This is a genomic window from Nisaea sp., assembly GCF_034670185.1.
GTDB lineage: Bacteria > Pseudomonadota > Alphaproteobacteria > Thalassobaculales > Thalassobaculaceae > Nisaea.
Genome location: NZ_JAXMNY010000006.1, coordinates 85,706 through 104,848 on the forward strand (window position 1 = coordinate 85,706; position 19,143 = coordinate 104,848).

Here is a 19,143-nt window from a genome sequence, read left to right on the forward strand (position 1 = left end):
GCACTATACCAATGTCGGGGCCGGGCCGCTTTTCTGGGTGTCTCAATATGTTTTTGCAGATGTCTCACACCGTTGTATTGAGTCTCTGGGCCCAGTTGAAATTCGATGGGGGTTCAAACGCATCAGTCTAGAAAGGGTGAGCGCGTTGGAAGCAGAAGCGCGAATTCCGTCTTTATCTCTCTTGCCCGGGATGTTGCCGCCGGAAGAGCTGTTCTGGCATTGGCGGCAGGCCATCATCCCCTATTTCGACTCCGTTCCCCTTGCCGATCCACGCAAGCCGCCGCAGGTGCCGGAAATCCACATGTTCAATGCCGGCGGCTTCCTGTTCATGGACACGAAGTTTTCGGGGCAGAAGTTTGTCCGGGACAGCTCCTGGCTGCGCCGCAACGACGATTCCGATCATATAGGACTGCAGGTCTATATCAGCGGCCGGAATCGCTGCGAGAATGGCGGTTCGGATTTTGTGCTAGGCACGCAGGGCGTCTATGCCGTCAATCTTGGCTACGAGGTCGAGGCTGTCTGTTCCGATGCGGAAGTGCTTTCCATCATTCTGCCGCGGGACCGGGTGATCGAGGACCTGCCGGCATTGGCCGAAGCGCGCGGCTTGATGTTTGATGGCGATACGACCTCGGGAAAATTGCTCAGCGGCTTCTTCCACTTGCTGCGCACGACCATGCCGACCACGTCCGCCAGCGAAGCCCCGGTTCTTACCGAGAGTCTGATGGGCCTGTTGCGCGCACTGGTCATGGCTGGTGATCCTTCTTCCATAGAGGCGCAGTCAGGTGTGTTCGCCGCACTGCAGAAATATATCGATCAGAACCTGGGGGATCCTGCCCTCGGCGTTGCGACGATATGCGCTCATTTCCGGATGTCCCGGGCAACACTCTATCGGTTACTGAAGGCACACGGGGGCGTGCGCGACTACATCCAGCGCCGGAGACTAATGCTTGTTTTCAAGGCGTTGTCTGCGCCGACCAATATTGAGCGCGGTGTTTTCGATATCGCTCTTGAATACGGATTTATTAACGCCGGCCATTTTTCCACCCGGTTTCGGGAGTATTTCGGCATGTCGCCAAGCGAAGCCCGCGAGGCGGCCAGAAGTCATGCCGCGCATGGAAATGTGCTTTTCAAGGCGGACGACGACAATGGCCTCTCGGATGTCGAGATCATGCAGCGCTGGTCCAAGGAACTCGGGGAGTCGGGCAGCGGGATGGCGTCTGTGGCTTCTTAGTCCGGGAAGCCGACCCGGCCGACACCGGGCAGTTTCAACGCCGGACTGGTCACGTCAACGCCGAGTGTCAGGCCGAGGACGTTCACCTCGATGCCTTCCTCCAGCGCCAGCATCAGGCCGGCAAGGCCGAAGAACGAGACCTGGTAGCCGGTGCCGCTGGGTGCCTCTGCGAATATGCCACCTTCCGGGATGAAATCCTTGCCGACGGCGGTTGGCGGCAGGTCGAGCCGCAGCTCCGGCACCTGCCGGGCGATATGGGCGGTGAAGGTATTGCTGTTCGGGCCTGGCCAGACCCGATAAGTGCTCGCGTGTGGATAGCTTTTCGCGGCGGCGAAGATGCGGGGGATCAGGGCCTCGGCTTCCGCGCCACGGATCTCCCGCAGCAGATCGGGTTTCGAGCCGAACCAGTAGCCGTCCGGGTTACCGTTGGTGGCCCGCACGGCGGTATTGGAATGCCGCAGCTGCCAGCCCATCACCTCGAAGCGGGTGTAGTGCGCGGCATCAGGCTGTTTGACGGCGATCCAGGTATGCACGCCGAATATACCGCGCCAGCTCCAGGCGCGCGCGGCGTAGACGTGAACCACAGCTTCCGGTGTCGTTTCTGGTGCCGGTGCAATTTCGGCTGAATCCCGCCGTGCCTGACTCCAGTGCATTGGTCCCTCCGCCCATTTTCCGACCGCGCTGGCCGCCAGTGGCAGACCGAGCAGGCCGATCAGCATCAGGCTGAAAAAAGTGATGCGTTTGAAGAGGGTTTTGCCGTGTGCCATCACGATGAAATGGGGCAGGCGCAGGCGTATGCAAGGCCGGTCACGGAGATACCGGACCGGCCTTGCATTCTATGGGGCCATTTTATTCGGCAGCGTCGCGTGTTGCAGCAGGATTGCGGAAAGCCTCAAGGGCTTCCTCACGGCGGATGGCCGCATTCTTCAGATGCCGTTCCTTCACGTGGCCGTATCCGCGGATATGTTCAGGCACGGTCGCCAGCGCGACGGCCGTAGCATGGTTCTCAACGGTGAGGCCGCGCGCGACATCTTCCATGTCGGCGAAATACTCCTCGATCAGCCTGCGCTCCGTCCGCCGTTCCTCGGTCCGGCCGAACGGATCGAGCGCCGTGCCGCGCAGGCCTTTGAGCTTCGCGAGCAGACCGAAGGCGGTGAATATCCAGGGGCCATAGGCCCGCTTTTTCAGCTCTCCGGTTTCCGGATCGCGTTGCGCCAGAAGCGGTGGTGCGAGATTTACTTCAAGCTTTAACTTTCCATCGAATTGCTCGTCGAGCTGCTGCCGGAATGCCGCGTCCGTGTAGAGCCGGGCGACCTCGTACTCGTCCTTGTAGGCCATCAGCTTGTAGGCGTAGCGGGCCACGGCTTCTGACAGTTTCTCCGAGCCAGGCAGGGCCCGTTCCTCGGCGGCCCGAACCTTTTCTACCAGCCCGGCATAACGCGCGGCATAGCCGGCATTCTGATAGGCGGTGAGTTGCGCGATGCGCCGCTCGATCGTCTCGTCTAGGCTGGTTGAGAGATCGAGATGTTTCGGCGGCTCCACCACAGGGGCGGCCGCCTTCTCGACGGTGGCGAGATCGTGCGCGGCCCGGCGGCCCCAGAGGAACGCCTTCTTGTTGAAATCGACAGCGACACCGTTCAGCTCGACCGCCTTGAGGATGGCCTCGCTTGTAAGCGGTACCTGGCCGAGCTGGTATGCATAGCCGAGCATGAAGAGGTTGGAGGCGATGCTGTCGCCAAGCAGGGCCGTGGCGATCCGGTTTGCATCCAGGAAGTGGGTCGAGTTTTCGCCACAGGAACTTCTGAGGGCCGCTTTCACCGCTTCGGCCGGGAATTGCAGATCCGGGTTCTGGGTGAAGGCGCCGTTCATGGTCTGCTGGATATTCACGATGGCGGTGGTATCACCAAGGCTGAGCTTGGACAGGCTGTCCACACCGACCGCCGTGATCATGTCGCAGGCCAGCAACAGGTTGGCCGATCCGGCTGCGATCCGCACCGCATGCAGGTCTTCGGGCTTTTTCGCCAGCCGGACATGGGTGACGACGGAACCGTTTTTCTGGGCCAGGCCGATCTGGTCGAGGACGGTGACGCCCTTGTCTTCCAGATGTGCGGCCATGCCGAGCAGGGCGCCGATGGTGACCACACCGGTGCCGCCGATGCCGGTGACAACGATGTTGTAGGGATGGTCCAGAGCGGGGAGCGCAGGCTCCGGCAGCACCGGGAAGATGTCGGCGCGGGCCGGCACGTCCGGCTGTGCGCCGGTCTTCTTGCGAAGCCCGCCGCCAACCACATTGACGAAGCTCGGGCAGAAGCCCTTGGCGCAGGAATAATCCTTGTTGCAGGAGTTCTGGTCGATGGCGCGCTTGCGGCCGAATTCGGTCTCGACCGGTGTCAGCGAAACGCAGTTCGAGGCGACACCACAATCGCCGCAGCCTTCGCAGACCTGCTGATTGATGAACAGACGCTTTGCCGGCTCCGGCAGCAGGCCCCGCTTGCGCCGGCGGCGCTTCTCGGTGGCGCAGGTCTGGTCGTACAGAATGATGGTGACACCTTCGGTGTCACGCAGTTCCTTCTGCACACTGTCCAGCTCGTCCCGGTGGTGCAGGGTGGCGAAATCGGGCCAGTGGGTGCCAAGCGGATATTTATCCGGCTCGTCGGTGATGATGCGCAGGGCCGCGACCCGTTCGGCGGCGACCTGATTTGCGATCTCCAGTACCGAGAAAGCGCCTTCCGCCGGTTGACCGCCGGTCATGGCGACGGCGTCATTATAGAGGATCTTGTAGGTGATGTTCACATTCGCGGCGACGGCGGCGCGGATGGCCAGTACGCCGGAATGGGTGTAGGTGCCGTCGCCCAGATTGACGAACATGTGCTTGTGCTCGGTGAAGGGCGCCATGCCAATCCACGGCGAGCCCTCGGCGCCCATCTGGGTGAAGGTCTTGGTCTCCCGGTGCGGCATCCAGCTTGCCAGGAAGTGGCAGCCGATGCCGGCGAAGGAGATGCTGCCATCCGGCACTTTGGTCGAGGTGTTGTGCGGGCAGCCGGAGCAGAAATAGGGGATGCGCTGGAAGTCGGTCACCGGCTTCAGCGCGGTCTTGGCGTGATCCTCAAGGAAGCTCAGCCGGTCGCGCAGGCGGCTATGATCCCGCAGCTTCAGAACGCGCCGGGCAAGCAGCCGGGCGATGCTGCTGGCGGACAGCTCGCCGTTGGTCGGCATGATGGTAGCGCCGGTCTCGTCCTTCTTGCCGATGACGCGCGGCCGGTCGGCGAGGTCGAACAGGATCTGCTTCACCTGATCCTCGATCAGCGGGCGCTTCTCCTCGATCACCAGCACTTCTTCGAGCCCGGCGGCAAATTCCTTCAGGCCCTGCGGCTCCAGCGGCCAGGGCATGGCGACCTTGTAGATCCGCAGGCCAAGCTCGGCGGCCTCTTCGTCGGAGATGCCGAGATCGTCGAGCGCCTGACGGACATCGAGGTAGGACTTGCCGACGGTGATGATGCCGATCCGGGGCTTCGGGCTGTCCAGCATCACCTTGTCGAGCCGGTTGGCCCGGGCGAAGGCGAGCACGGCGGGCAGCTTGTGGCTGTGTAGCCGTTCCTCCTGCTCCAGCCAGGGATCGGGCCAGCGGATATTGAGGCCGCCTGCCGGCATGGCGAAATCATCGGGGGTCACGATTTCGAGCTGTAGCGGATCGATATCGATGGAGGCGGAGCTGTCCATGTTCTCCGCCGTCGCCTTCAGCCCGACCCAGCAGCCGCTGAAACGGGACATGGCAAAACCATAGAGACCGTAGTCGAGCACATCCTGCACGCCGGCCGGATGCAGCATCGGAATGCAGGCATCCATGAAGGCATATTCGCTCTGGTGCGGGATGGTGGAGGATTTGGCCACATGGTCGTCGCCGGCCACCGCCAGCACGCCGCCATGCTGCGCAGAGCCGGCGAAGTTGGCGTGTTTGAAGGCATCGCCGGAGCGGTCGACGCCGGGGCCCTTGCCGTACCAGATGGAGAAGACGCCATCATATTTGGCACCGGGGTAAAGCCCGGTCTGCTGGCTGCCCCAGACGGCGGTGGCGGCGAGATCCTCGTTCAGGCCCGGCTGGAACTCGATATTGTTCTTCTTCATGAACGCGCGGGCACGCCAGAGCTGCATGTCATAGGTGCCGAGCGGCGAGCCACGGTAACCCGAGATGAAACAGGCTGTGTTGAGATCTCGCGCGGCATCGCGCTGTCGCTGTGCCATGGGCACGCGCACAAGCGCCTGGATGCCGGTCATGTAAACCCGCCCCCGGTCGAGGGCGTATTTGTCGTCGAGCGAGACGGACTTGAGTGCCGTCATGATATCTCCCCGGCAATTCTGGGTGCCGATTGTCACGGCACTCCACTTGTTTCATTTGCAATTAAGGTATGCCTCTACCGGGGGCGCGGCAATCAGTGCAGAAGGTGCGGCACAAAAACGCAAGAAATCGACAATGTGACGCGACAGAACGACGCAGTTTTTCGTTAATCCAAGTGCGCGCGAAATGAAAAGCATGCTTCGATCACGAACCGTCGAATATGAAATTCCTGTTTCGGGAGCTTGGCGCCCCGGATTCCTTCCGGCATAAGGGATCCTGGAAATGACAGTGCTCCACCGATCCGGAAGAGGCTTATGACGATACTGCTGACTGGCGCTGCAGGGTTTATCGGCATGCATGTAGCGGAGCTGTTGCTGGCACGCGGCGAACGCGTAGTAGGGATCGATAATCTCAACAGTTATTACGATCCGGCCCTGAAACAGGCCCGGCTGAAAAACCTCGAAGGCCGCAATGGCTTCACCTTCGAGGCGCTGGAGATCGCGGATACGGACGCGGTCATGGGGCTGACGGCGCGCTATCCGGATATCGACCGGGTGGTGCATCTCGCGGCGCAAGCCGGGGTGCGCTATTCCATCGAGCATCCGGGCGATTATGTCCGCAGCAACCTTGTCGGCCATTCCAACATGCTGGAATTCGTGCGCGGCCTGATGGGGCGGCCGGGCGGCTGCAAGAGCTTCGTCTATGCCTCCTCCTCGTCGGTCTACGGCGCGAACAAGGAAATGCCTTTCAGCACAGAGCAGAAGACCGACAGCCCGGTCTCCTTCTACGGCGCGACCAAGAAGGCGAACGAGCTGCTGAGTTATTCCTACGCTCATCTGTACCGGGTGCCGTCCATCGGCCTGCGCTTCTTCACCGTCTACGGACCCTGGGGCCGGCCGGACATGTCGCCCTGGCTGTTCACCAGCGCCATCCTCGAAGGCCGGCCGATCAAGGTCTTCAACAATGGCGACATGATGCGCGACTTCACCTACATCGCGGACATCGCCGCCGGTGTGGTCGGTGCGCTCGACACTCCGCCATCAGGCGTGGGTGAGGGCGAGGGCGAGGGCGATACCTGTCCGCACAAGGTCTACAATATCGGCAACAACAAGCCGGTGAAGCTGCTGGATTACATCCGGGTGATTGAGGAAGCTTGCGGCACCAAGGCGATCATGGACATGCAGCCGATGCAGGCGGGTGACGTCTATGCCACCTACGCAAATATCGACCCGGCATCAGAAGACTTCGGCTACGCGCCGAGCACGCCAATCGAGGAAGGCATTCCCGCCTTCGTCGACTGGTACCGGAAGTATCACGGAGTGTGACTGGCGTTCAGGCCACGTCGACCATCACCAGGTCGGTGTCGCCGAGCGCTTTGACCGTGATGGTTTCCTCTCCGCTTACAGCGACGCCATCGCGGGCCTGTGCCGGAGTACCGTTCACCTCGATGGCGGCATCGGTCGAGACGAGATAGCCCTGACGGCCTTCGCCGAAGCTGTAGCTGACAACATCGCCGCCTTTCAGCTTGGCGCCGAGCACAGCCGCGTCCTGGTGGATCGGCAGGGCGTTGCTTGCCTTGTCCGCGCCCCGTCCGGAGGCCCGGGCGGTGAAGCTGCCGGAGGATTTCTCCGGGAAGCTCCTGGCGCCCCAGCCCGGTTCGTGCCCGGTCCGGTCAGGATGGATCCAGATCTGGAAGATCTGGGTCTCCTCATCTTCCAGATTGTACTCCGCATGGACGATGCCGGTGCCGGCATGCATCACCTGCACATCTCCGGCGACCGTTCGGCCTTCGTTGCCGAGCCGGTCCTTGTGGGTGATCGCCCCTTTGCGGACATAGGTGATGATTTCCATGTCCCGGTGCGGATGCGGATCGAACCCGGTTTTCGGCTTGATGGTGTCGTCGTTCCAGACCCGGAGTGGGCCGAGGCCCATGCGCTTCGGGTCATGGTAATGGCCGAAACTGAAATGGTGGCGGGCGTTCAGCCAGTCGATCTTGACCCCGCCGAGCGAGTCGAATTGTCTGACATCAATCATGGTTCCCACTCCTGTCTGGATGTGCTGTTCAGCCGGCAAGCTTCGCTGCGATGGTCGCGACATGCTTGCCCTGATATTCCGCGAGCGAAAGTTCGAGATCGCTCGGCTGGCGGCTGCCGTCGGGACCGGCGATCGTACCGGCGCCATAAGGTGAGCCTCCGCGGACTTCGGCAATGTTTGTGAGGCCTTCAGCCGCATAGGGCAGGCCGACAATGACCATGCCGTGATGCATCAGCGTCGGGATGGTGGTGAGAATGGTCGACTCGTTACCACCGCCGGTGCCGGTCGAGGTGAAGACGCTGCCGACCTTGCCGACGAGCGCACCCTTGGCCCACAGGCCGCCGGTCTGGTCGAGGAAGTTGCGCATTTGCGAGGCCATGTTGCCGAACCGGGTCGGTGTGCCGAAGATGATTGCATCATAGTCGGCAAGCTCGGACGGGGCCGCTTCCGGTGCGTCCTGATCCAGCTTGATGCCGGCGCCTTTGGCGACGTCATCGGGCATCAATTCTGGAACACGCTTCACGGTGACCTCGACACCGGCAACGCCGGACGCGCCTTTGGCGACCGCACCGGCCATCGTTTCGATATGGCCGTAGGATGAATAATAAAGAACGAGAAGCTTTGTCATGATCGGTCTCCCGCGACGGGGTTGCATTGTCGCTTCGAGATGGAAATTGGGGATATTGACGGTTTTGAACAATTGGGTAAAAATGAACAAAATTGTTTCCTTTAAGAAACAGTGAGTGAGCGTCAATGCTGGATAACCTGACCGGACTGGTGGTGTTTGCGAAAGTCGTCGAGGAGGGGGGCTTCTCGAAAGCAGCAAGCAGCCTCGGTATCTCGAAATCTTCGGTCTCGAAGCAGGTGAGTGCGCTAGAGGACCATCTCGGCACAAGGCTGCTCAACCGGACGACACGCCGCTTCAGCCTGACCGAAACCGGGACCCTGCTTTACGAGCGCTGCCAGCGTATCGTGGCGGAAGTCGACGCGGCGGAACGCGAGGCGGGTTCACTCCAGTCCAATCCAAGCGGGCGTCTCCGGATCAGCGCAGGCGTGTCCTTCGGGCGCCTGCATCTCTCGCGCGTGCTGCCGGATTTCCTGTTCGAGTATCCCGAACTCTCGATGGAGCTGGTGTTAAACGATCGGCGAGTGGATCTGGTCGAGGAAGGCTACGACGTTGCTCTCCGGATCGGCCGACTGGAAGATTCGACGCTTGTCGCCCGCAAACTCTGCCCGGCACGGCAGGTCACCGTCGCGTCGCCGGACTATCTGAAAAAGCGGGGCGAGCCGAAACATCCCGGCGAGCTTCCGGGGCACGAGCATCTCGCCTACAGCTACCTCAATGAGGGGCTCGCATGGGATTTCAGGGTCGACGGGCGAGCGCAGCAATTTCGGATTGCGCCGCGCATGATCACGAATAACGGCGATGCGATCCTGACCATGGCGGAACAGGGTGGCGGTATCGCGCAGATTCCAACCTTCATTGCCGGAGACAGTATCCGGGCAGGGCGCTTGCAGCCGATCCTTCCCGACTTTGCGGCATCGCCCATTGGCGTCTACGCGCTTTATCCCAATGCGCGGAACCTGCCATTGAAGGTGCGGGTATTTATCGATTTTTTGCGCAAACGCTTCCGCGAGAACCCTGGTTGGGATGAAGGTCTCGAGCTGGACTGAAGGTCTACCAGTCTGCTCCGACCTTGCCAGTTTTCTTGTAAGCTTCGATCATTCCGGCAAGTCTTTCCCGCTCCTCGCAGCCTTTCCCACCCGTGCAGAGTTCGCCCAGTACGACGAGTTTCTGCTCCGCCTCCTGGACGCGACCGGTCTCGAGATAGAGTTTCGCCGCATAAGCGTTGGCCGCGAGGTTCTTAGGGTCGGCCTCCAAAGCCTTCTGATAGGCATGCTCGCTATCGACATAACGTTTGGTCTTGCGCAGGCTGAAACCGATCAGCGCCCAGGCATCGGCGTCCTGTGGGTCCTCGTCGACGAAAGACTGCATGATCTCGAGGCCCTTGGCGTAGTCGCCGTCCTCGATGGCCTTGATGCCGGAATAGTAGATCGGCGGCCGTTCGATCTCGCTGTTCCCGCTCTCGGGGAACACGGCATGGGCGGCGTTACCGCCGAATGCGATGAGAAAAGCGATCAGGATCGGCAGGCGGGCTCGGGCCATTGTTATCGTCTCCCAACATAGTCTCCAGCGATACGCGCGGGAGAGGCCTTTGGACCTAATATGTGTTTCGCAGCGAGGCAAGAGTGTGGCGCGGCTGCGATTGTTCCCTAACGAAGGAACGAGGGATTATCTATCATGAAGGACTGACAGTAATTGGTCCAAGGTAGGGCGTAGGCATAGGTTTCGAAGCGGTCCTGCTCGTCCGGGCCTTTTTCCGGCAGATTCGCTCTGTAGCGCTCCAGATGGGCCCGTGACATTTCGCGAAACCGTGCATCAAGAGATCCGTCGACCTCGAAAGATCCGTTCAGTCTCTCTTCCATCTCTTTGACCGCTGACAGGATCTGCCCCGGGCTGTTGTCCTCGAGCGCAACGCCTGCCCGCGCGAATCCCTCGACCGTATTCAGCAGGAAAAGGTCGCGTGCCAGCATCTCGTCATACCCGATCTGAGCGCCATTCTCCGTGTTCCGGTATGTCTTGAACAACAACAGGTCCCTGTTGTTCAGCCAGTGGTCCGGTTGGCTGTAGCCGTTCACCATCACCATCGGTGTGTTGAGGATGCGGGCGATTGCTTCCGGGCCGGAGGAACAGGTGATGGCAAAATGAGCCTGTGCGATGCAGCAGACGTCCAGAAAGTCGGCGTAGTCCGGGTGATGCGGCAGATCGACCACCAGCGGACTTTCGTGGTTCAGCGGCACCGAGGTGCGGTCGCCAAGCCGGAAGACTCTGTAACCCTCACTGACAAGATGATCGATGGCCGGGAGATAGTTCTCGATCTGGCTGGCGCGGAAGTGGTGGTAGGCCATTTCAGGCAGATAACCCGTATCGCGGACATGCAAGACGACGGACGGCCGGTCATCGCCGAAGCCCATCTTCTCCAACAGGCGTCTGCCCTCTTCGAGCAGGTCTGCCGGTGGCGTCAGGTGACGAATAGTGTTCCCTGCTTCCAGGTGCAGGACGAAATCGCGGAACAGCGCGCTTGGGGAGATCACAGCCCAGGTGAGTGGCCCGATATCCAGGGCGCGGGCATTGAAGTGGCCCATCATGACGAGCTTGCGGTTCATGGTTTCCAGGAAGTCGATCCGCGGCTCGTGCAGGCGCCGGACGCCCTGGCTGTGTCCCTGAAACCGGCGGTCATGGATGATGGCCGCGATATTCGGGTGGGTCTCGCCGTAGAGGTTGGCGAGATAGAACGGCTCCAGGCACATATGTCCGATCCGGGACGCCGCCGGCAGCATGTAGGCAAGCGTTTGCCCGCCGCGCTGCATCAGAGGGCCGACAAGCTCCACGAGACTTTGAAGATTGGCCTGGGAGAAAATCTCTTTTGTTGCGTCGAGACCGACCGATGCGAGTTCCGGTTTGCTGTCAGTCATCGATCCGGAGTCCATTCGTGATTAGCATGAGGTGAGTCTAGCCCGATGTATCTGCCGATGACAGATAGAGATGCCACTGCATTGGGAATGCTCACACAACTGAAGTAATGTGGCGCTATACACAACGCACTAGCGTTCTCCATCCGGTAAAAGTCCGCATGCCCCTTCGACTCGTCTTCGCCCTTGCGGCGTTGTTTCTGGTGCTTTATCTGCCTGGCCTCACCGCCTCACCGCCTCACCGCCTCACCGCCTCACCGCCTCACCGCCTCACCGCTATCTTGACGCGGCCAGCGACAGCATCGTGCTTGTTGAAGCCAGGCACCGTGACGCGTTCCTAGAGGAGGCGGAGACCCGCGGTCTTCGGACGGAAGAGGGTGATACAGTCAGCGGTCTGAACTATTCCCGGGGTGATCCGGTGGCTGTTACGCTCTACCGGCTGCAAGCCGTTAGGCGCCTGCGACAAATCAGCGTCCCGCCCTTGGCGGTTGATCCGGGCGCCCCCACACCTTAAAGAACCGCAGAGGCAGGCGTTTTCGAAAGGGCCGACGTGCCGCATTCAAATGTTTCCAGTCCCGAGGCAGCCGCCACTGCGCGGCCTTTGCTGTCCGTGATCGTCCCGGTCCTGAACGAGGCCGAGAATATCGCGCCGCTGGTCGGCGAGATCGAGGCGGCGCTGACCGGCGTCTGTACCTTCGAAATCATCTATATCGACGATTGCAGCACCGATGAGACACCGGACGTCCTGCGGCGCCTGAAGGCGGATCGCCCGCACCTTCGGGTGATCCGGCATGACCGGACCTGTGGGCAGAGCGCGGGGCTCCGTAACGGTGTGTCCGTCGCCCGGGGCGAACTCATCGCCACGCTGGACGGCGACGGGCAGAACGATCCCGCCGATATTCCGAAGCTGCTGGAGAAATACCGGCAGACCGCGACGGCGGAGCAACCGGTCATGATCACCGGTCACCGGGTCAACCGCCAGGACACCACTTCAAAGCGGGTGGCGTCGAAATATGCCAACAAGCTCCGGCGGGCCCTGTTGAAGGACGACAATCCGGACACCGGCTGCTCCCTGAAGCTCTATGCGCGCGGTACTTTCCTGCGCTTTCCCTATTTCGATCATATGCACCGTTTCCTGCCGGCTCTGGCGAAGCGCGAGAATTGCGCGGTGCATGTAGTTCCGGTAAACCACCGCCACCGTCAGCACGGTCAGTCCAAATACTCGAATTTTGGCCGTGCATTGGTTGGCATTCCCGACCTGCTGGGTGTGGCCTGGTTGCTGCGCCGGAGTCCGGGCGGTCTTAAAGCGAAAGAAATCGATCAGTGAACCTGGATGCCTTCTTCGACCTCTCTCCTGAAGAGATGGTCATGCTCACATTCGGATTTGTCGCCCAGGCGTTGTTCGCGGCGCGCTTCCTGGTGCAGTGGGTTTCCAGCGAGATCGGGCGCAAGAGCGTGATTCCCGTCGCCTTCTGGTACTTCAGCTGCGCCGGCGGTATCATGATGCTGATCTATGCGATCTGGCGTATGGACCCGGTTTTCATCCTCGGTCAGTCGACTGGCCTCATCGTCTATATCCGCAACCTTTTCCTGATCCATCGTGAAAAGCGGATGGATATGATGGCTGCGAAAGACGCGGGCGGAGACGACTGAACCGGGCCGGCTTCGGATCGCTGCGGGAACTTTTCTTCCTGCTTGTCATTCTTTTGCAATGAAATAGGGGGACACCTTCCCTCTTTTCTGAAGTCCAGCCCGTTCGAGGTCCCATGTCTGTTTCCCTGGTTAATGCCCGTGTTCTGCTTGAGGGCGGTTCGGTAGAGAAAACCGAGATCCTTATCGAAGACGGTGTGATCCAGGCGATCGGTTCCGGCGCCGTCACCGGACATGCCTTCGATCTGGATGACCGGCTGGTGCTGCCGGGGATCATCGATCTGCACGGAGACGGGTTCGAGCGCAGCCTGATGCCGCGCACCGGCACGGGGTTTCCTATCGATATCGCTTTGATGGATGCGGACCGCTCGATCCTTTCCTCGGGCATCACAACGGCTTTTCTGGCCCAGGGAGTGAGCTGGGAAGGCGGCCTCCGCGGTTCGGCAACGGCGGAAAAGATCCTGTCCGCGATCGAACGGGGCCGGAAGCGCTTCGGTGCCGACCTGCAGTTCCATCTCCGGTTCGAGACCTTCGCCATTGAGGAGCAGGAAGCCGCGATGCGCTGGCTCGAAGACGGTCGCGTTTCGATGCTGGTGTTCAACGACCACCTGCCGCAGTTCGAGCAATCCCTGCGCGAGACACCCGACAGGATGCAGCGCTGGGCTCACCAGCTCGGCATGACCTTTGATGATTTCCGGGCCGAAGTCCGTGCCCGTCGTGCCCGTCAGGACGAGGCGGAGGAGACGGTGCGCCGGATCGCCGAACTCGCTCGCCAGGTTGGGGTGCCGACAGGCTCACACGATGACGATACGCCGGAGCTGCGTCAGCATTACAATGCGCTGGGTGCCCGGATTGCCGAGTTCCCGGTCAATCTGGAAACGGCGAAAGCGGCCCGGGCGTTGGGGAACCCCGTCGGCATGGGCGCGCCGAACGCCCTGCGCGGCGGCAGCGCCTCTGGCAATGTTTCCGCCCTCTCTGTGATCGAGGAGGGGCTCTGCGATTACCTGATCTCCGATTATTACTATCCGGCCCAGTTCCATGCGGCATTCAAGCTTGCCGCTGACGGAGTGCTGCCCCTGGGCAGCGCTTGGGCGCTGGTGTCTGCCGGTCCGGCAAAGGTCGGCGGCCTCGATGATCGCGGTGTGATTGCAGTCGGTAAACGCGCGGACATAATCGTGGTCGATGACAGTGACAAGGCTTTGCCGAAGGTGGATTTTGCCGTGGTGAACGGCGCGCTGTCATACGCGTCCGAGCCTTACCGGGTTGCCGCGTTGCCGGAACTGTTCCCGGTTTGACGCTTTTCCAGAACACGGTTGGGGTGCAAGACTGACGCTATGGATGCTGCGCCCTCGTTCCTGCTTACCTTGCATATCGCCACCGGGGCGGTCTCTCTCGCCACTGCTGCGGTTGCCATTGCGGCGCCGAAAGGTCGGCGTCTGCACCGGCTTGCCGGGAAGCTTTATGTCCTGTCGATGGTTGTGGTGTTCGCGACTGCGGTGTCGCTTAGCCTCGCTACCAACGATTTGTTCCTGATGACGGTGGCGATCTTCAGTTTCTACATGGTGCTGAGCGGTTATCGGGCGCTTTACCTGAAGCAACCGGCTCGATCATTCGACTCACGCTACCGGGTTGGGGCACTGGACAAGGGCGCGGCGCAGTTCACCATGATCGCCTGCTCGGCGATGGCGACCTATGGCGGGGTGTACTGGTACACTGAACCCTTGGCGCCGGTACTCGTGGTCCTCGGCAGCGTCGGCAGCCTGATGGCGTTTTTCGATCTGAAGCGGTTCCGTTCTCCGCCGAAAGATCCCCGCGCCTGGTTCTTCACCCACATGACCCGGATGCTTGGCGGCACAATCGCTTCGGTCACGGCATTTCTCGTCAATACCGGCGATATGCTGCCGCCGCTCGCGCGCTGGCTTGCGCCGACGATCATCGGCACCGCCGCGATCATCCTCTGGGTGGCATATTACAAACGGAAATTTTCTGGCGGGGCCGAGCCTGAGACAGTCGCCGAGGTCAGGTTGCGCGAGATGCCGGAAGAGGATGAGGACGACGGGATCTAGCCGCGCTCAGAGCGGCGTTTCCGCCATCTCCATGATGATCTTCCACTGTGCTTCGCTGACCGGTACGACGGAAAGACGGGACTGACGCACCAGTGCCAGATCTTCGAGCCGGGGCTCCGCCTTGACGTCAGCCAAGGTCACCGGCTTCACAACCGGTTTCACCGCCTCGACCGTGACCATGCCGAACCGGCCCTTCGCGTCGGTCGGGTCTGGATGGTACTCCTCGATCACCTTCACGATGCCGACGATCTGCTTCTCGTTGACCGAGTGGTAGAAGAAGCCGAGATCGCCGACTTTCATGGCCTTCATGTTGTTCGAGGCCTGATAGTTCCGGACCCCGTCCCAGCCTTCGCCTTCCACGCCTTTCTTCACCTGATCGTCCCAGGACCAGGTATTCGGCTCGGATTTGAACAACCAGTAGGCCATGGACGGTGTCTCCTTCACTCGGATGGTTTGGGCGCCGATGCGCCCGGCGTTTCCCAGCCGGTCGGCCGGGACAGAAGTTCCCGTACTACCGTGCCGAGATCGATGCCGCGGTTCAAGACCGCATCGACACCTTCGGCGATCGGCATCTCGACGGAATGGGCGCGCGCCCGGCGGACCAGCGCGGCGGCGGTATGGACGCCTTCCACAACGGACTGGCTGGAGCCGAGAATATCCTCCAGCCGTTCACCCTTGCCAAGCCTGTGGCCGAGCGAGAAATTGCGGGAGCTGGTGCTGGAACAGCTCAGCATCACATCGCCGAGGCCGGACAGCCCCATCAGGGTTTCGGTCCTGCCGCCAAGGGCGACCGCGAACCGGGTGGCTTCCGCCAACCCGCGCGTGATCAGGGCGGCACGGGCATTTTCCCCCATGCCCATGCCACTGACGATACCGGCGGCGATGGCCAGCACGTTCTTCACCGCGCCGCCAACCTCGGTGCCGGCTACGTCGGTGGAGGCATAGAGCCGGAAGGTTTCGGTGCTGAGCGCTTCCACGAGTTTCAGGGCCAGATCGCGGTTTGCAGCCGCCAGGGTGACGGCGGTCGGCTTTCCGGCGGCGGTCTCGCTCGCGAAACTTGGGCCGGAGAGCATGGCGGCCGGATTGTCGGGAAGGATTTCCTGCAGCACGGCGCTCATGGTTTTGTCGGTGGAAAGCTCGATCCCCTTGGCGGCGGAGATCAGCGGGATACCGGCCGGAATGTCGAATGCGGCAAGGGCGCCACGCATATGCTGTGCGGGGATTACCAACACCAGGGCACCGGCGCCGGAGATGGCTTCAGCCGGGTCGCTCGTCACCTTGATGTCGGATGGCAGGGCGATGCCCGGCAGATACTTGGCGTTTTCGCGCGTCCGGGACATGGCCTCGGCGTGATCCTGCCTGCGTGCCCAGAGAGTGGTTTGCCGCCCCGCACGCTGTGCGGCGAGGGCCAGTGCCGTGCCCCAGGCACCGGCGCCGAGCACACAGATCTTGTCGATACTCATGCTTTCACCCCCGCGCCGATGGCTTTGGGGGCATCGGGGTCGAGCGGCCAGCGCGGGCGCGGCGCGAAGCTGAGTGGATCGCTTTCCCCGGCCTGCAGGCGTTCGACACCAGCCCAGGCGACCATGGCGGCATTGTCGGTGCAGAGCGCGATGGGCGGGGCGGTGAAGCTCATGCCGGAGGCTGTCGCCAGCTCCGACAGCGCGGCCCGAATTCGTTGGTTTGCCGCGACGCCGCCCGCAACGACGAGGGCATGGCCGGTGCCATGTTCTTCGCTGAAGGTACGGATGGCATTGCGGCAGCGGTTCACCAGACTGCCCGCAACGGCTTCCTGGAACGCGGCGGCGATATCGGCAATATCCTGTTCCGTCGGCGTGGCGATGGCTTCGACTTTCTGCCGCACGGCGGTCTTCAGGCCGGAAAAGGAGAAATCGCAGCCCGGCTTGCCGACCATCGGGCGCGGCAAATCAAAGCGGTCCGGATGGCCGGTCTTGGCTGCTTTCTCAAGCGCCGGGCCACCGGGGTAGCCCATGCCGAGCAGCTTCGCGGTCTTGTCGAAAGCCTCGCCCACGGCATCGTCGATGGTCGTGCCGAGGCGGCGGTATCGGCCGAGGCCTTCGACCGCGATGAGTTGGCAATGACCGCCGGAGACCAGCAGCAGCAGATAGGGAAAGGCGACCTTGTCCGTCAGTCGCGCGGTCAGCGCATGCGCTTCCAGATGGTTCACCGCGAGATAGGGGATGCCGCGCGCCATGGCGATGGCCTTGGCGGTCATGGTGCCGACTAGCACGCCGCCGATCAGGCCGGGTCCGCCTGTTGCCGCAACCGCGTCGAGTTCGTCGAAACCGAGACCGGCTTCTTCCAGTGCGCGGGCGATGACAGGCTGCAGGTGGTCGAGATGGGCGCGGGCGGCGATCTCCGGTACGACGCCGCCGAACGGCGCATGATCTTCGATCTGACTGAAGACGACATTGGCGTGCACAGTCCCCGCACCATCGACAATCGCCGCGGCGGTCTCGTCACAACTGGTCTCTATCCCGAGAACGATCGGGGTTTCAGACAGGGCTGTTTGCTCTTCCAATGCCATGCGCTCCGGTCTACACAGTCGGCCCATGGAACACCAGTCGAAAGCAGCCCCCCTGATCCGTCTTGGCACCCGTGGCTCCAACCTGGCTCTGGCGCAGGCCTACGAGACCAAGCGTCGCCTTGGCGAAGCCCACGCGGCTCTGGCGCCGGATGACGCCGTCGAGATCGTGGTCATCAAGACCACCGGGGACAAGGTGCAGGACCGCGCGCTGGCCGAGATCGGCGGCAAGGGTCTGTTCATGAAAGAGATCGAAGCGGCCCTGATCGAGCGCCGTATCGATATCGCCGTGCATTCCCTGAAGGATGTGGAAACCTTCCTGACGGACGGCACCGAGCTGGCAGCGATTCTCCCTCGCGAGGATCCGCGCGACGCATTGATCTCCCGCGTGGCCACCAGTATCGAGGATCTGCCCAAAGGCGCGGTCATTGGCACAGCATCTGTGCGCCGGGCGGCGCAGCTCCTGAACAAGCGGCCCGACTTCAAGATCATCCTCTATCGCGGAAACCTGCAGACCCGCCTGCGCAAGCTCGACGAAGGCGTTTGCGACGCCACCATGCTGGCGATCGCGGGGCTCAGCCGCCTCGGCCTGGCGGACAAGGCGACCCGCGTGCTGGAGCCGGAGGAATTGCTCCCGGCAGTGTCGCAGGGCGCCATCGGCGTCCAGTGCCGCTCCAGCAAGGAAAATGGTGACAACCGTATCCTGGACTGGGTGCGCGGCATCAATGACCGGGACAGCGACATCCGGGTGACCGCGGAACGGGCCATGCTGGCGCGGCTCGACGGTTCTTGCCGGACGCCGATTGCCGGGCTCGCGGAATTGCTGCCGGGCGGAAAGCTGCGGTTGCGCGGCCAGCTCGCGGTGCTCGACGGTAGTGCGCTGTTCTCGGCCGAGGAAGTTGGCAGCGTGGACGATCCTGCCGCGCTTGGTCTGGCTGTTGGCGAGGCGCTGATTGCGCAGGCCGGGCCGGACTACAAGGTCTAGTGGCGGTGCGCGTCCTCATTACCAGGGCGATCGAGGACGGTTTGGCGTTGCAGGCGGAGCTCCTGGGCCACGAAATTTCCTCGGTCCTCGCCCCGATGCTCTCCATCGAATTCTTTAATCCGGTCGAGGAACCTGATGAGCCGGTGCAGGCCTATCTGGTTACCAGCCGGAACGGAGCCGAAGCGCTGGCGCGGTATACGGAGAGCCGGGACAAACCGGTTCTGGCGGTGGGCGCGGCGACGGCGGAGCGACTGGCGCATCTCGGGTTCGAGACAGTTGAAAGCGCGGATGGCGATGCTGCCGATCTCGCGGAGCTGGCCCGAGGCCGGCTTGATCCCGCCGCCGGACCGTTGCTTTTCCTGAGCGCCGAAATTGTTGCCGGAGATATCGAGGGCGCACTGTCTGCGGACGGTTTCGACCTGCGGCGAATCATTGCCTATCGAGGCGTTCCCGAGCGGATTCTGGCCCGCGATGTCGAGGCTCAAATGCGCGCCGGGGAAATTCAGGGCGTGCTGTTTTTCTCGCCCCGGGCAGGGCGCACCTTTATCTCTCTTGTCGAACAGGCCGGGCTCGCGTCATTCTGTGACGAGATGACGGCATATTGCCTCAGCGACGCTGTTGCGGATGCCGTCTCTACGATGCCATGGGCGGCCGTCCGCATCGCGGCAAAGCCGAACAAAGGGGATTTACTCGCCCTGCTTGCGGCCCCATGTCACAAAGATGCCTAAAAAAATAATAGCTGAATCTTCGGCGCCTTGGTGC

General features: G+C 61.9%; 18 protein-coding genes. 9 read left to right on the forward strand and 9 right to left on the reverse strand.

Going from position 1 to position 19,143, the window contains the following annotated elements:
* Positions 1-145: 145 nt before the first annotated feature.
* Positions 146-1,231: a helix-turn-helix domain-containing protein gene (locus tag VOI22_RS20305; RefSeq protein WP_323798271.1), complete on the forward strand. Its 1,086-nt coding sequence runs from the start codon at positions 146-148 to the stop codon at positions 1,229-1,231.
* Here the strand turns inward: VOI22_RS20305 and VOI22_RS20310 are convergent.
* Both VOI22_RS20310 and VOI22_RS20315 read right to left on the reverse strand, forming a co-directional pair.
* Positions 1,228-1,998, reverse strand: coding sequence for a DUF3750 domain-containing protein (locus VOI22_RS20310; RefSeq protein WP_323798272.1), 771 nt, complete (start codon positions 1,996-1,998; stop codon positions 1,228-1,230). The genes VOI22_RS20305 and VOI22_RS20310 overlap by 4 nt on opposite strands.
* Positions 1,999-2,080: 82 nt before the next feature.
* The gene (locus tag VOI22_RS20315) at positions 2,081-5,569 is read right to left on the reverse strand and encodes an indolepyruvate ferredoxin oxidoreductase family protein (RefSeq protein ID WP_323798273.1); all 3,489 of its coding nucleotides are present in this window, start codon (positions 5,567-5,569) and stop codon (positions 2,081-2,083) included.
* Positions 5,570-5,881: 312 nt separating this feature from the next.
* On the opposite strand from VOI22_RS20315, the gene VOI22_RS20320 reads away from it, so the two are divergent.
* Positions 5,882-6,892, forward strand: coding sequence for an NAD-dependent epimerase/dehydratase family protein (locus tag VOI22_RS20320; protein ID WP_323798274.1), 1,011 nt, complete (start codon positions 5,882-5,884; stop codon positions 6,890-6,892).
* 7 nt (positions 6,893-6,899) lie between these two features.
* Here the strand turns inward: VOI22_RS20320 and VOI22_RS20325 are convergent, their stop codons facing one another.
* The gene (locus VOI22_RS20325; protein ID WP_323798275.1) at positions 6,900-7,601 is read right to left on the reverse strand and encodes a pirin family protein; all 702 of its coding nucleotides are present in this window, start codon (positions 7,599-7,601) and stop codon (positions 6,900-6,902) included.
* A gap of 28 nt (positions 7,602-7,629) precedes the next feature.
* Positions 7,630-8,229: an NAD(P)H:quinone oxidoreductase gene (wrbA, locus tag VOI22_RS20330; protein WP_323798276.1), complete on the reverse strand. Its 600-nt coding sequence runs from the start codon at positions 8,227-8,229 to the stop codon at positions 7,630-7,632.
* A 125-nt stretch (positions 8,230-8,354) separates the two neighbouring features.
* Between wrbA and VOI22_RS20335 the strand changes: the two genes are divergently transcribed.
* On the forward strand, positions 8,355-9,275 hold the full coding sequence (locus tag VOI22_RS20335; protein WP_323798277.1) for a LysR family transcriptional regulator: 921 nt from the start codon (positions 8,355-8,357) through the stop codon (positions 9,273-9,275).
* 4 nt (positions 9,276-9,279) lie between these two features.
* On the opposite strand, the gene VOI22_RS20340 is transcribed toward VOI22_RS20335, so the two are convergent.
* Together VOI22_RS20340 and VOI22_RS20345 are read right to left on the reverse strand one after the other, a co-directional pair.
* On the reverse strand, positions 9,280-9,768 hold the full coding sequence (locus tag VOI22_RS20340; RefSeq protein ID WP_323798278.1) for a tetratricopeptide repeat protein: 489 nt from the start codon (positions 9,766-9,768) through the stop codon (positions 9,280-9,282).
* Positions 9,769-9,875: 107 nt separating this feature from the next.
* Entirely contained in the window at positions 9,876-11,138 is a 1,263-nt protein-coding gene (locus tag VOI22_RS20345; protein WP_323798279.1) for a TIGR04372 family glycosyltransferase, read from the reverse strand.
* Between the two features lie 547 nt (positions 11,139-11,685).
* Here VOI22_RS20345 and VOI22_RS20350 point away from each other — a divergent pair.
* From VOI22_RS20350 to VOI22_RS20365, 4 genes are all read left to right on the forward strand, one after another.
* Entirely contained in the window at positions 11,686-12,462 is a 777-nt protein-coding gene (locus tag VOI22_RS20350) for a glycosyltransferase family 2 protein (protein ID WP_323798280.1), read from the forward strand.
* Positions 12,459-12,788 (forward strand): lipid-A-disaccharide synthase N-terminal domain-containing protein, encoded by a 330-nt coding sequence (locus VOI22_RS20355; RefSeq protein WP_323798281.1) that lies wholly within the window; start codon positions 12,459-12,461, stop codon positions 12,786-12,788. Before VOI22_RS20350 ends, VOI22_RS20355 begins: the two co-directional genes overlap by 4 nt.
* Before the next feature lie 113 nt (positions 12,789-12,901).
* On the forward strand, positions 12,902-14,080 hold the full coding sequence (locus VOI22_RS20360; RefSeq protein WP_323798282.1) for an alpha-D-ribose 1-methylphosphonate 5-triphosphate diphosphatase: 1,179 nt from the start codon (positions 12,902-12,904) through the stop codon (positions 14,078-14,080).
* A 39-nt stretch (positions 14,081-14,119) separates the two neighbouring features.
* Positions 14,120-14,851 carry a hypothetical protein gene (locus tag VOI22_RS20365; protein ID WP_323798283.1) on the forward strand — a complete coding sequence of 244 codons (732 nt, stop codon included), beginning with the start codon at positions 14,120-14,122 and terminating at the stop codon, positions 14,849-14,851.
* Positions 14,852-14,857: 6 nt separating this feature from the next.
* Here the strand turns inward: VOI22_RS20365 and VOI22_RS20370 are convergent, their stop codons facing one another.
* The 3 genes from VOI22_RS20370 to tsaD are packed head-to-tail and all read right to left on the reverse strand — an operon-like array spanning position 14,858 to position 17,399.
* A complete protein-coding gene (locus tag VOI22_RS20370) occupies positions 14,858-15,277 on the reverse strand; it encodes an EVE domain-containing protein (protein ID WP_323798284.1) in 420 nt (139 codons plus the stop codon).
* Positions 15,278-15,291: 14 nt separating this feature from the next.
* Entirely contained in the window at positions 15,292-16,314 is a 1,023-nt protein-coding gene (locus tag VOI22_RS20375) for an NAD(P)H-dependent glycerol-3-phosphate dehydrogenase (protein WP_323798285.1), read from the reverse strand.
* Positions 16,311-17,399 carry a tRNA (adenosine(37)-N6)-threonylcarbamoyltransferase complex transferase subunit TsaD gene (gene tsaD, locus VOI22_RS20380; RefSeq protein ID WP_416366269.1) on the reverse strand — a complete coding sequence of 363 codons (1,089 nt, stop codon included), beginning with the start codon at positions 17,397-17,399 and terminating at the stop codon, positions 16,311-16,313. The genes VOI22_RS20375 and tsaD overlap by 4 nt, the downstream gene beginning before the upstream one ends.
* Positions 17,400-17,424: 25 nt before the next feature.
* Here tsaD and hemC point away from each other — a divergent pair, with 25 nt between their 5' ends.
* A complete protein-coding gene (hemC, locus tag VOI22_RS20385; protein WP_323798287.1) occupies positions 17,425-18,381 on the forward strand; it encodes a hydroxymethylbilane synthase in 957 nt (318 codons plus the stop codon).
* On the forward strand, positions 18,381-19,109 hold the full coding sequence (locus VOI22_RS20390; RefSeq protein WP_323798288.1) for a uroporphyrinogen-III synthase: 729 nt from the start codon (positions 18,381-18,383) through the stop codon (positions 19,107-19,109). The genes hemC and VOI22_RS20390 overlap by 1 nt, the downstream gene beginning before the upstream one ends.
* Positions 19,110-19,143: the final 34 nt, after the last annotated feature.

What these genes read in the sequence shown, in the direction of transcription:
- VOI22_RS20310 (WP_323798272.1), bottom strand. Translation starts at nt 1,998, where the DNA reads ATGGCACACGGCAAAACCCTCTTCAAACGCATCACTTTTTTCAGCCTG.
- VOI22_RS20315 (WP_323798273.1), bottom strand. Translation starts at nt 5,569, where the DNA reads ATGACGGCACTCAAGTCCGTCTCGCTCGACGACAAATACGCCCTCGAC.
- VOI22_RS20320 (WP_323798274.1), top strand. Translation starts at nt 5,882, where the DNA reads ATGACGATACTGCTGACTGGCGCTGCAGGGTTTATCGGCATGCATGTA.
- VOI22_RS20325 (WP_323798275.1), bottom strand. Translation starts at nt 7,601, where the DNA reads ATGATTGATGTCAGACAATTCGACTCGCTCGGCGGGGTCAAGATCGAC.
- wrbA (WP_323798276.1), bottom strand. Translation starts at nt 8,229, where the DNA reads ATGACAAAGCTTCTCGTTCTTTATTATTCATCCTACGGCCATATCGAA.
- VOI22_RS20335 (WP_323798277.1), top strand. Translation starts at nt 8,355, where the DNA reads ATGCTGGATAACCTGACCGGACTGGTGGTGTTTGCGAAAGTCGTCGAG.
- VOI22_RS20340 (WP_323798278.1), bottom strand. Translation starts at nt 9,768, where the DNA reads ATGGCCCGAGCCCGCCTGCCGATCCTGATCGCTTTTCTCATCGCATTC.
- VOI22_RS20345 (WP_323798279.1), bottom strand. Translation starts at nt 11,138, where the DNA reads ATGACTGACAGCAAACCGGAACTCGCATCGGTCGGTCTCGACGCAACA.
- VOI22_RS20360 (WP_323798282.1), top strand. Translation starts at nt 12,902, where the DNA reads ATGTCTGTTTCCCTGGTTAATGCCCGTGTTCTGCTTGAGGGCGGTTCG.
- VOI22_RS20365 (WP_323798283.1), top strand. Translation starts at nt 14,120, where the DNA reads ATGGATGCTGCGCCCTCGTTCCTGCTTACCTTGCATATCGCCACCGGG.
- VOI22_RS20370 (WP_323798284.1), bottom strand. Translation starts at nt 15,277, where the DNA reads ATGGCCTACTGGTTGTTCAAATCCGAGCCGAATACCTGGTCCTGGGAC.
- VOI22_RS20375 (WP_323798285.1), bottom strand. Translation starts at nt 16,314, where the DNA reads ATGAGTATCGACAAGATCTGTGTGCTCGGCGCCGGTGCCTGGGGCACG.
- tsaD (WP_416366269.1), bottom strand. Translation starts at nt 17,399, where the DNA reads ATGGCATTGGAAGAGCAAACAGCCCTGTCTGAAACCCCGATCGTTCTC.
- hemC (WP_323798287.1), top strand. Translation starts at nt 17,425, where the DNA reads ATGGAACACCAGTCGAAAGCAGCCCCCCTGATCCGTCTTGGCACCCGT.